This is a genomic window from Actinotignum sanguinis (genome assembly GCF_003957255.1).
Taxonomy (GTDB): domain Bacteria; phylum Actinomycetota; class Actinomycetes; order Actinomycetales; family Actinomycetaceae; genus Actinotignum; species Actinotignum sanguinis.
The window spans coordinates 1-11,519 of the sequence record NZ_QDIE01000043.1 but is presented as its reverse complement, the minus strand read 5'-3'; the positions used below and the strand labels follow the sequence as shown (position 1 = coordinate 11,519).

Sequence of the window (11,519 nt, the reverse complement as noted above, 5' to 3'; positions counted from 1 at the left end):
CTGCACATTCCACCGCAGGTGTCAAGGAAGCAAGCTTATTGAGGTACTCGAGCTCAATAAGGCTGACTTTTCGTTGCTATGGCAGGGCAAACCCCGGATATGAGACCCACTTTTTGTCTATTAACCCGAAAATAATTACTGTTAATGCCGGGTATACCCGGTGGAAGGAAGGTGCTACGCACGGCGAAAGTGGAAGGGTGCAGGACAGTTCCCAAATCGATTCGCTCGTCGCGTGGCGCTTGGCGAAAACAGTACGTGACCGGCGTGAAAACCTGGGAATGTCGCAAGAAGATCTAGCTTTGCGCGCCAATCTCAACCGCACCACGTTGCAATCGCTAGAAAGCGGGCGCTCCGACCATAAAACCGGAAAGCCAGCTAATCCGCAGCTACGGACGCTGCTCCAATTGGCGCGGGCACTGGAAATGTCCGCCGGGGAACTACTTGGCGAAGCCGAGCGCTTATATGATCAGGCGCTTCGCGAGGAAGGCCTGTAACCCGATTCCTGACCGGCGCTGGGGTGCGCTCGCGTGAGATGCCGCGCGTGCGATGCGGGCCATCACGCCGGGGATGCCGGTGAAATACCCTAGGAAAATTGGGCGGTACCGGGGTATCCGAGCTGGCGCCAGGCTTCGTAGGTTGCAATGGATGCCGCATTGGCAAGATTAAGGGACCGCAGGTGGGGGAGCATCGGTATGCGCACCGCCGCGGTGATACGTTCGTGGGCGACGACGCGCGCGGGTAAGCCGGTCGGTTCGGGCCCGAAGAGAAGATAGTCATCGGGCTGGTAAGAGACCTCGGCGAAGTTGTTCTGAGTATGTCCGGTAAAAGCAAAGATGCGAGCGGCGGGCGCGCTGGTGAGAAACTCCTCAAAATTCGGGTGAATAACGAGGTCCGCGAGGTCGTGGTAATCCAAGCCGGCACGTTTGAGATGGGCATCAGAAAAATCGAAACCGAGGGGCTCGATAAGGTGCAAGGTGGCGCCGGTGCACGCCGCTAGGCGAATCGCCGCGCCGGTATTACCGGGAATGCGCGGCTCGTAGAAAACAATATGAAGCACCTATCCAGGGTACTCGCCTGAGAATTTCACGCGCGATTTTTGTGTCGTATCCCTTCGGTAGAGTAAAGCCGTATCGTAAAATCGAACATACGTTCTAATATGTTGTGTGGGAGGATGCTATGGGTGCGCAGAAACTAGCGGCCGCGCGTGCCGCGCTGGCCCGCGCGGAATCCACGGTGGGATTAGCTGGATCGCAACCGAAGCCACAGCCGTATTCGGGCGGGAACGGGTGGGATCTCCCACCGGAACTTTCTCCGCTTTTTCCGCGGGGTCTAGCCCCGGGAATGACGCTCGGAGTCAGCGGTTCGCGTATTGCACTGGCACTGGTGGCCGCCCTGGTAAGCGCGCAAGGCGCGTGGTGCATCTATCTGGGCGTTCCTGATATGGGGTGGGAAGCCTGCGCCGGGTTAGGCAGTGATCTCAATCGGATTGTTACTATTCCTTACCTCCCGCCGGCGCGGAGCGGGGCGGCGCTCTCGGCCGCGATTGATCTTTTCGACGTGGTGATTGTGGGGAGCACGCTGCGAGTGGATACGCGGGAGCAGCGTAGGCTCGCGCACCGGGCACGTAGCCGGGAAACACTGCTTATTGCGGAAAATTGGCAGGTGCGTGATCGGGTGAATGCGCGCTATGAGTCGGTGACGGGCCCGGCCAACGGAAGTGGGCACGTCGCGTATATCACCGTGGAGCTCCGCTCCGCGCACGGTGCGCGCCTGCGTATTTCCTGGGATGCTACCGGCTGGCACCCGGCCGCGGGCCTGCGCGCCGTGCCAGCTGTACGCGAAGCTGCGCCGGCGCCTCGGGTTCCGCGCGGGCAGGCTATTGGAGGCGGGCTCCGTTTGGTACCGGTTAGCGAAACGCGAGGGGAGGGGGAAAATAATGCGCCAGGCAACGGTGTGGGTTCCTAACTGGCCCATTATCGCAGCGGAAATGGCCGGGATTGCCACCAGGGAAACGCCCGTAGCGCTCGTGGAACACCACCGGGTAGCCAACATCAATATCTGGGCCTGGCGGGAAGGTGCTCGCGTGGATATGCCCACTCGGCAACTGCAATCTCTCGTGCCGCAGTGCACCGTTATTCAACGTGATAGGGCGCGTGAACTGCGCTTCTTTGACCCGGTGCTGCGTGCTATCTCAAATAGAGTGGCGCGTTTCTCGCTGGTGGAACCGGGGATGGTTATCTTTTCAGCGGCGGGGCCGGCGCGTACCGAAGGGGGAGAAGAACGCTTATGTGAAAACCTTGTGGGAGATATTGTTGATGCCGCTGGGTGCGAAGCCCGGGTTGGAATTGCGGAGGGAACTCTTCCTAGCCTGTGGGCAGCTCGCACTTCGCGCATTATCGCTCCGGGGGCTTCCGAACAAGCGCTGGCCGGTCAACCGATCTCGCTCTTCCTTCTTGCCGCAACGCCAGCAACGCGTCCGGCGCTCCGCGATTGCGTGGAGCTACTTCGTGATCTGGGTATCGCCACTATCGCGGATGTTATCGGGCTGGGGCAGCGTTCCCTCGTTACACGTTTCGGCAATATCGGGCAATACGTGTGGGATCTGGCCGTCGCGCGCACCCTGCCCGCGCATGAATCAGCTCCGGATACGCGTGATATATCCGTGGTAGCCACCTTTGATCCGCCTCTCACTCACGCGGAGCACGCGGCGTTTGCCGCACGTAATCTTGCCGGGCAGCTCGAAACAAAAATGCGTGCCGGTGCGGCTGGCTCTGCTCGCCTGGATATCCGGGCGAGTGCCGCGCACGGAGAAGTGATGACACGCAGCTGGCACCTCGAACTCCTCACCCAAGAAGATGTGGTGGATCGGGTACGGTGGCAAATCTCCGCTTGGATAGCGCAGCCTCGGGAAAACGGGGAAGCCTTAGCGGGAAGTCCCGGCGGTGCTAGCGGTGTGGAAGCCGATGCGGCCGGCGTGGAAAACCGCGGAGGCATTACCCAATTAGAGCTCATAGCGCGGGATATTACCCCAGCGGGTAACCATCCGGCCCCTCTCTGGGGCGCGCGCACCGCCAGCGATGCGGCGGCCGCTCGCGGGGCTCACCGCCTCCAAAGTCTCCTCGGTGAAGAATACGTGCGGGTACCTCGCCGGGTGGGTGGGCGCCTCCCCGAGGAAGATGTGCAAGAAATCCCCTGGGGGCAGGCCGTAGATACCTCCCGGGCTCAGCTTCCCTGGCCGGGCCGGCTGCCCGAACCCGCTCCGGTACAGCTGCTGCGCACTCCCTATCCGATAACTGTGCTGTGTACCTGCGGGAAGCCACTCGCTATTGCCGCTACTACCGCGCTGCACTGCCCGGGGGAGTGCCGGCATCCCTTTCCCGCTACTGTCCGCGCGGTCTTGCCAGCAAAACACGCTGGTTCATGTGTGGGTGATGCTGCTGTAGCCGGTGGTGCTACCTCACCTGCGGGCGGTGCTACCTTATCCACGGGTAGCTCCGGATTTCCCACCGCATCGCTGCACGCCCTTTTCGGGGTGGAAGAATTCCTCACGGTGCTCGACTACGCCGGCCCCTGGGTCAGTGAACAGCGCTGGTGGGCACGCGCCACCCGGCGTGCCTATATCCAGGCGGTCACCACCACCGGGGCTGTACTTCTCTATGTAGAACAGGAGCGCTGGTACCTTGCTGCCAGCTACATCTAGCCATGACCACTTTTATCAGCAGCTCTCCCTATGTTCCGTACGCGGAACTGCATGCCCACTCAGCTTTCAGTTTTCTCGACGGAGCTAGCTTGCCCGAAGAGCTCGTACAACGTTGCCTAGATCTGCGTATCGAAGCTCTAGCTCTTACCGATCACAATGGTTTTCCAGGTGTCATGCAGCTCGCGCAAGCCGGGCGGGATACCGGCCTTCCTACCATCACCGGCACCGAAATAACGCTGAATAGTACCCGGCCGCGCGAAGGCCCGGATCCGGATGGTGACCATCTTGTTTTCCTTTCTCGAACCCCGGCCGGATATCAGCACCTCTCCCGCAGTATAGGAAACGCCATGCTCGCCAGCGGTGCGAAAGGAATCGCGCACCATACTCTAGATCAGCTCGCGCGCAATAATGGCGATATTCTTGTCCTCACCGGTGGCTGCCGGAAAAGCGCACTCCGCCGAATCCTTGACACCCAGCGAGGCAGCTGGGCTCGCAGCGCAGCCCGGCAGGAACTAGCCCTACTTATCGATACCTTCGGAAAAGATAACGTGGTTGTGGAACTCACCTCCCATGCCGGGCCCCTTGATGCGCAGCGGTGTGATTTTCTCGAAGCCCTAGCCCAGGAAGCCGGGGTTCGCGCGGCGGTCACCGGAAACATCCACTACGCGCGTCCCGCAGACCGTCCGATTGCCGATGTATTCGCGGCTACCCGGGCCCGCTGCACTCTCAATGAGATAGATCCCTACCTACCCGCCGCCGGAAGCTACCTGCGCTCCGGGCACGCTTTGCGTATTCTGCACCGCGGGCGCGAACGTTACCTGGAAGCAGCAGCCCACATCGCAGCAGAATGTGCTTTTGACCTCTCCCTTGTTGCGCCGAACCTTCCGCCTTTTCCAGTTCCGGATGGCTATACCGAAGCCACATGGTTGCGGGAACTTGTTATGCGCAAAGCCCGGGAACGCTACGGGACACCTGCGGAATACCCGCGAGCTTGGGAAGTGATTGAACACGAACTCGAGGTCATCACCACCTTGGGTTTCCCCGGATACTTTCTCATCGTTGAAGAAATAGTGTCCTTTTGCCATTCACGTGATATTTGGTGTCAAGGCCGCGGTTCCGCAGCGAATTCCGCCGTCTGTTTCGCTCTGGGGATCACCGCGGTAGATGCCGTGAAACACTCCATGCTTTTTGAGCGATTTTTATCTCCGGGGCGCTCGGGGCCACCCGATATCGATATTGATATTGAATCTTCACGCCGCGAAGAAGTCATCCAACATGTCTACGCGCGCTATGGGCGTTCCCACGCGGCCCAGGTTGCTAATGTCATATCCTATCGGCCGCGCTCCGCTCTCAGAGATGTGGCTCGGGCCTTCGGATATCCGGAGGGCCATATCGACCAGTGGGCAGAGGCAATCCACCATCGCAGTCTTAGCTCGGATAGCGGCGCACAGCCTCGGCACGCCGGAATACCGGAGCGCGTGGCGGCGCTGGCTGCCCGTATACAGCAGCTCCCGCGGCATCTTAGTATTCACTCTTCCGGAATGGTGCTCTGTGACCGGCCTGTTATTGACGTTTGTCCGGTAGGTTGGGCCTCCAAGGCGGGAAGAACCGTACTGCAATGGGATAAAGATGATTGCGCTACCGCAGGGCTCGTGAAATTCGATCTTCTCGGGCTCGGAATGCTCACCGCCTTGCGTATTAGCTTCACCGAACTCACGCGTCGCGGAATTCTGGATCCGTATGGCCGTCCCCTCAGCTTGCACAATGTGCCGGCAGAAGATCCGGAAGTTTATCAGCTCCTCCAAGCAGCCGATACCGTCGGAGTTTTCCAGGTGGAATCACGGGCACAAATCGCCACCTTGCCGCGCCTGAAACCCGAATGCTTCTACGACCTTGTTATCGAGGTAGCTCTCATCCGCCCGGGACCTATCCAAGGGGGATCCGTCAACCCCTATATTCGGCGTAAACAAGGCAAAGAAAAAGTGACCTATCCCCATCCGCTCCTGAAAAACGCGCTGGAAAAAACCCTGGGGGTGCCACTTTTCCAAGAACAACTCATGCATATTGCTATCGATGCCGCGGGCTTCACACCCGCGCAAGCCGATCAACTCCGCAAAGCCATGGGCGCGAAACGTTCAGCTGCCCGGATGGAACGCCTCCGCGGTCAACTCATGGAAGGCATGGAAAAACAAGGGATTACAGATCCGGCGGTGCGCGCAGAAATCTATGAGAAACTTGCTGCCTTCGCCCAATTCGGTTTCCCCGAATCCCACGCATTTTCCTTCGCCTATCTCGTTTATGCTTCCGCCTGGCTCAAAGTCCACCACCCGGAAGAGTTCTATATGGGCTTGCTCAATGCGCAACCGATGGGGTTTTACTCCCCACAATCCCTCGTTGCCGATGCCCGGCGGCATCACATCGTGGTGCGGCGAGCCGATGTTACACGTTCGCAGGAACACGCCAGTGTGGAAGAACTATGCGATACGGAGCCGCATCCGAAACGGGAACACCCGCGTATCCACGTGGATAGCCACCGTTACCTCCAGCTTGGGCTCGCCGGTATCAAGGGCCTCGGAAGCGCAGCCGTGCAGCGAATTCTCACGGCCCGCTCCCACGCACCTTTCCGTGACCTCGCTGATCTCGCGCAGCGCGCCCGGTTAAAAACAACAGATATCGAGGCCCTTTCTCGCGCCGGAGCCACCGACAACCTGGGCCTGAGCAGGCGGGAAGGCGTGTGGATCGCCCAGGCCGTGAGCAATGCTGATATTGCGCGAGGGACCATATATCAGCCCGCGATCCCCGGAACCGAACCTTTCGGTGCGATCCCCGAGCTCCCGGAACTCACCGCAGTGGAACAAGCTCATGCAGACCTGCGCGCCACCGGGATTTCTCCCACCTCCTATCCGACGCAATTTATTCGCCCAGCTCTCACTGCGCGCGGGATTCTCACCGTCGCCGCAGCGTCCACCCATCCGGAAAAAAGGAGGTGCAAAGTAGCCGGCCTTGTTACCCATCGCCAGCGTCCCCATACCGCGAAAGACATCACCTTCCTCAACCTCGAGGACGAAACCGGGATGCTCAACGTCCTCATCACCCCGCAGCTATGGGAAAAGTATCGGGATATCGCACGAACCGCGAACGCCCTGGTTATCCGCGGGATGGTCGAACGCGATGGCGGAGCCGCTGTTTTCCACGCGGATGGAATCGCAGCTATTCCGCTCGGGATCAGCCTGCCCTCCCGGGATTTCCGCTAGTCGCACGGGAAGTCTTGTGGCACAAGCGTAGCGGCGTCGTCGCTTAAAACCTCTTAGCGAAAAGAACGCACCGCGCCGCAAACAATCGATACGATAACTGAAGTTGCTCCCTATCTGGAGCAGCACCCGCACAGAATCTGGAGGCACAAGGTTATGGGTAAATATCGGGCACTGTTGCGGCTTGCGCGTCGGATCGGCCCCGCCATCGTTTTCGTGATCACACGTTACGGACCGCAACTGCGTGCCCTCATTCGCGAAAACCCGCAGATTGTGTCCAAAATTCAGAACCGCATGCATCAGCTTGCCGGCAAAAACCCGCACGAGCGAGAAGCGCGTAGCCTGGGCGGCCGCATCGAGATCCTCAAAGAACACGTCACCTATCTCTATGCCTCGGCCAATACCCCGGAAATTGCCGAAAAAGCTGCGGCCTGGCGTGCGGAACTCGATTCTCTTGACCGGGCGATCCCCGTCCTTGATGCGATGGCCCGCCCCCAGCGGCTCAGCGAGCAGCGCAAGCTCTCCAAGCGGATCGACGCGCTATCCCAGAGTATTCTTTCCGCCAGCCTCAGCGATTACATTGAAGACGCCATTATTGACGACGACGCAGCTGCACCCGGGAACGCGGCGCCGGGTGACGACACTACTCCCGGCGCCCCCGAAACTGACAGCCCCGGAACGAATCGCCGTTAGCGCGAGTGCTCCGCAGAATTGTGCGGGGCCAGTCCCAAAACACGCGGGATATCCGGGTTGAAGAAATGTGGGCCCTTGAGAACTTTGCCGTCCTCCCGATAGATCGGCCGCCCGTCCGCCCCAAGCTTCGATAGGTTCGAAGCCTGTACCTCGGCAAGCACATCGGCCATCGGAATACCCAGCTCTAAAGCCATCCCGTAAATGACATACACCAAATCCGCGAGCGCATCCGAAATCTCAACGATATCGCGGCTCTCATCATCAAGATCAACAGCGCGCTCAAAAGCTGCGCTGATCTGCTCACCAGCCGCCTTACCGTAGGCAGCGGTCACCAATTCGGTGAATTCCTCAGCGATAAGGGACATGCGCATCGGCAGGCGCGGCCGATGCGCATTCGGCCCGTCGGTGACGATGGGAAGTGCGTACGTTTCGTGGAATTGCCGTACCAGATCCTCCGGGCGGCGCGGATCGGAAAAAGCCGGATGCTTTTCACTGGGCCCAAACCAAGCGTGCGCGGGCTCCATGGCCTCCCCGCGCTGGAGAGTTGCTTGGAATAAACCGTAGACCTCGCCCTTATTTACCGTGACCGCCGGGCGAATACCAAGGAAGGAAAAGCCGAGCTTCCACGCGATCTTTGCCGAAGCCCAATTAATATCTGAACCTTGCACTTCACAATCCCAATGCATGGCGGCAAGATCGGTCTTATCAAAGAAATATTCCAGCGCTGCACGAACGGCCTCCGTCACCATGCCGGTGTTACGGGCCTCTTTGGCGGCCCAAAAGCCGAGCCGGCCGATGCGTCCGTTTCCCGTTACATCTACCTGAACACATCCCAGCGGCGCGGATTGAGAGCTGTGGCGGATCAACCACACCGGTGAACCTTCGGCCCATTTCCGCGGCGCGAACTCCGTGACGAAAGCTTCGGCATCAGAGCGCGAATACCCGGCCGGAATCGTGGTCCAGCGTTGAATATCCGGATCTGCGCATATCGTCGCTAGTGCGGGAACATCCGCGGGGCGCGGAGCGCTGAGAAAGTACGACGGCGTGGTTAGTGTGAACTCCTGCATGGCTTTAGTGTACGCAGGCCAGCAAGCCTACAAAAACGCGAGGCCCGAACCGCCACACAGTTCGGGCCTCGCGCCAACCCCGCGCTCCTCGTGGAATCTCAGAAGAACCGCAAGAAGCAGCTAACCTCAGGGCTTAGGCTTCCACCAGGCCGTGCCGCTTGAGCAGCGCGGTGGCATCCACGTCCCGCCCCAGGAGCGCCGCGAAGGACTCCTTCGGATCACGTGAATTACCCCGCGAGAGGACCTCGCGGCGCAACTTCTCGCCAGCCTCGCGATTGAGGCCCAGATCGCCCTCCCGCGCGGCGTCGTTCTGGAACCACGCCACCGTATCCGCGTCCAGGGCTTCACACCAGGTGTAAGAGTAGTATCCGGCAGAATAACCACCGGAGAAAACATGGTTGAAGTAGGCGCTGCGGTACCGGGGCGGCACCAGCTCATGCTGGACACCCGTGGCTCGCAAAGCTTTCTCCTCGAAAGCTTCGAAGTCGGCGGGGCTTGCCGGGACCTCGGCTTCGCTGAGCCGATGCCATGCCTGATCGAGAAGCACCGCCTGCTCGATTTCGCACATGCGGAAGCCGGCACCGTAGCCGCGCGAGGCAACGAGGGCCTCTGTTTGGGAGGCGGGAAGGACTTCCCCGGTCTGGTAGTGGCGAGCGTAGCGTGCGAGTACCTCCGGATGCCGCGCCCAAATCTCGTTGACCTGGGAGGGGTACTCCACAAAATCACGCGGAACATTCGTTCCAGCCACCGAGGGCCAGCGCACGTCGGAGAGGAAACCGTGCAAGGCGTGCCCGAATTCGTGGAAAGCAGTTTCCACTTCGTCCCAGCTCAGCAAGGTGGGCTCGCCGGGAGCCGGCTTGGTGATATTGAGGTTATTGCAGATAACCGAAGCGGGGGATCCCTCCGCGGATTTTTGCACGATGGCGTGCATCCACGCGCCCCCGCGCTTACCGGGCCGCGCATAGTAATCACCCAGGAAGTAGCCAAGGAAGGTGCCGTCTTCTTCAGCAACCTCCCACACGACCACGTCATCGGTGTACCCGTGCTCTTCGGTCCGGGTGAAGGTCAGCCCGTAGAGCTTATTCGCCGCGTAGAAAACACCCTTTTCCAGCACGTTATCGAGTTCGAGGTACGGGGTGAGGGCCTCGTCATCAATGCTGAACTTTTCGGCGCGCGCCTGATTCTGGGCCCGCACCCAATCGCTGGCGGTGAAGGTGTCCTTACCCCAGCGTTCCTTGACGAAAGCGGCCAGCTCCTCAGCTTCGGCAGCAACGTTGCGGGCGATGGGCGCCATCATGGGGGAGAGGAGCGCATCGATGTTCTCGAGCGTCCCGGCCGAAGAATTCGCGGCCACGTAGGCGGCGTGGTTCGGGTAGCCGAGCAGCTTGGCGGCCCGAGCCCGCAGCCGCACCAGTTCCAAAATGGCTTCGCGGGTATCGGTTGCCGCGTCGTGGCCGTCGCAGCGCCGCAGGGATACCTCCAGGAGGCGGGCGCGAGCCGCGGCGTCGTCCAAATTATCCAGCAACGGCTGCTGCGTGGGAAGACGCAGCGTGGCGAGATAGGCGGCCGAGCTATCAGCCGCGGCGGCCTCCCCGGCCAGCCCCTCCCGCTGGGAAGCGGAAAGGCCGCTGAGCTCGGCTTCGGTGAATTCCACTGCGTCATCCAGACCGGCCTGTACGATACGCTGACCGATTTCGGTAGAGAGTTCGGCCATGCGGTTATTGATAGCCGCAAGTTCGCCCCGCGCTGCCTCAGCGAGCCCGGCACCGGACTGCTGGCAGCGCTTGAGGTGTTCGCGGGCGGTATAGGCGGTTTCGGGATCCAGGTCCGCCTCGCATAGCTGTTCAAAACGCCGGTACAACCGCGGATCCATATAGAGCGCGTCCTCGTGCGCGGTCATCTTCGGGCTGAGCTCGGCCTCCACGCGATCCCAATCAGCCCCGCCAATCGAGGAACAATAGGTGTAGAAAATCGAAGCTTCCACCTCGAGCTGCGCTCCGGAGAGCTCAAAGGGGCGCAGGAAATTATCAACGGTTGGCGCATCCGTCACCTCGAGAAGAGAGGCGACGACGCCGCGCTGGTGCTCCATCAAATCAAGGACCGTGGCAAGTTGGGATGCCGGGGTCACATGCGAAAAATCAGGTAAGAGAGTACTCATAGGCTTAACGGTAGCGGGCCGGGCCGAACAAGTACCAGCACGGCTCGCACGACAAGTACCGGCGTGGCCTGGCATAATCAGGCGTAAGTGGAATCACACCTCTGCGCGGGCCTGCGATTTGAAAAAGCAGGCGCGGGCCTGGTAGATTCTTCTCTGTTGCTCAGCACGGCGTGCTGAATGGCAATCACCGCGCGGGTGGCGGAATAGGCAGACGCGCTAGCTTGAGGTGCTAGTCCTCGTATAGAGGGTGGGGGTTCAAGTCCCCCTCCGCGCACGGTGAGAAAGCCCCGGAAAACACAAATTCCGGGGCTTTTCGCATGGCTGGGGTTCCCCGGCCCGGCCCGGGGAGAGGTTCGGTGCCGAAGAAGTTAGCGAATCGCGGGGTTAATAGACAAAATTAGTTGCTAATGGCGGCGTGTCGTTAACGTCCGATCTGGCCTTTACGGATGTTTAGACCGTCTTCCCAGGGGTGTTCGGTATCGATATGGGTATCAATCTCGACGGGCTTATCACTAGGCGTACTAACCGGTTCCTTCCTTGGTTGGATCGTGTTTGACACGAAATCAGACATCGGCTGCGTGTTGATCGACCTGGAATAAAGCCAGTAATCCAGGGCGGTGAGCAGGTGAGACTCAGACCAGCCACGGTGG

9 protein-coding genes and 1 tRNA gene are annotated in these 11,519 nt (G+C 60.2%); 6 read left to right on the top strand and 4 right to left on the bottom strand.

What is annotated here, in order from left to right; all coding sequences use genetic code 11:
- Window positions 1-197 precede the first annotated feature (197 nt).
- Complete coding sequence (locus tag DDD64_RS08850) at window positions 198-494, top strand: helix-turn-helix transcriptional regulator (RefSeq protein ID WP_164545978.1); 297 nt, start codon at window positions 198-200, stop codon at window positions 492-494.
- 89 nt (window positions 495-583) lie between these two features.
- Here the strand turns inward: DDD64_RS08850 and DDD64_RS08325 are convergent, their stop codons facing one another.
- A complete protein-coding gene (locus DDD64_RS08325; RefSeq protein ID WP_126135904.1) occupies window positions 584-1,057 on the bottom strand; it encodes a tRNA (cytidine(34)-2'-O)-methyltransferase in 474 nt (157 codons plus the stop codon).
- Window positions 1,058-1,176: 119 nt separating this feature from the next.
- Here DDD64_RS08325 and DDD64_RS08845 point away from each other — a divergent pair, with 119 nt between their 5' ends.
- The 4 genes from DDD64_RS08845 to DDD64_RS08310 all read left to right on the top strand — a co-directional run bounded on the left by DDD64_RS08845 (window position 1,177) and on the right by DDD64_RS08310 (window position 7,644).
- Window positions 1,177-1,965, top strand: coding sequence for a DnaE2-dependent mutagenesis accessory factor ImuA' (locus tag DDD64_RS08845; protein WP_164545977.1), 789 nt, complete (start codon window positions 1,177-1,179; stop codon window positions 1,963-1,965).
- Window positions 1,937-3,700, top strand: a complete 1,764-nt coding sequence (locus DDD64_RS08320) for a Y-family DNA polymerase (RefSeq protein ID WP_164545976.1) — start codon at window positions 1,937-1,939, stop codon at window positions 3,698-3,700. The genes DDD64_RS08845 and DDD64_RS08320 overlap by 29 nt, the downstream gene beginning before the upstream one ends.
- A 2-nt stretch (window positions 3,701-3,702) precedes the next feature.
- Window positions 3,703-6,954, top strand: a complete 3,252-nt coding sequence (locus tag DDD64_RS08315; protein ID WP_126135902.1) for an error-prone DNA polymerase — start codon at window positions 3,703-3,705, stop codon at window positions 6,952-6,954.
- Between the two features lie 153 nt (window positions 6,955-7,107).
- Window positions 7,108-7,644, top strand: coding sequence for a hypothetical protein (locus tag DDD64_RS08310; protein WP_126135901.1), 537 nt, complete (start codon window positions 7,108-7,110; stop codon window positions 7,642-7,644).
- Here DDD64_RS08310 and DDD64_RS08305 read toward each other — a convergent pair.
- Both DDD64_RS08305 and DDD64_RS08300 read right to left on the bottom strand, forming a co-directional pair.
- On the bottom strand, window positions 7,641-8,711 hold the full coding sequence (locus tag DDD64_RS08305; protein WP_126135900.1) for a GNAT family N-acetyltransferase: 1,071 nt from the start codon (window positions 8,709-8,711) through the stop codon (window positions 7,641-7,643). The two genes, DDD64_RS08310 and DDD64_RS08305, sit on opposite strands and share 4 nt — an antisense overlap.
- 133 nt (window positions 8,712-8,844) lie before the next feature.
- Window positions 8,845-10,869, bottom strand: a complete 2,025-nt coding sequence (locus DDD64_RS08300) for a M3 family metallopeptidase (protein ID WP_241227699.1) — start codon at window positions 10,867-10,869, stop codon at window positions 8,845-8,847.
- 189 nt (window positions 10,870-11,058) lie between these two features.
- Here DDD64_RS08300 and DDD64_RS08295 point away from each other — a divergent pair.
- Window positions 11,059-11,143: transfer RNA gene (locus DDD64_RS08295), tRNA-Leu, on the top strand.
- A gap of 147 nt (window positions 11,144-11,290) precedes the next feature.
- On the opposite strand, the gene DDD64_RS08975 is transcribed toward DDD64_RS08295, so the two are convergent.
- A partial coding sequence (locus tag DDD64_RS08975; protein WP_206435358.1) for a hypothetical protein occupies window positions 11,291-11,519 on the bottom strand: 229 nt, incomplete at its 5' end.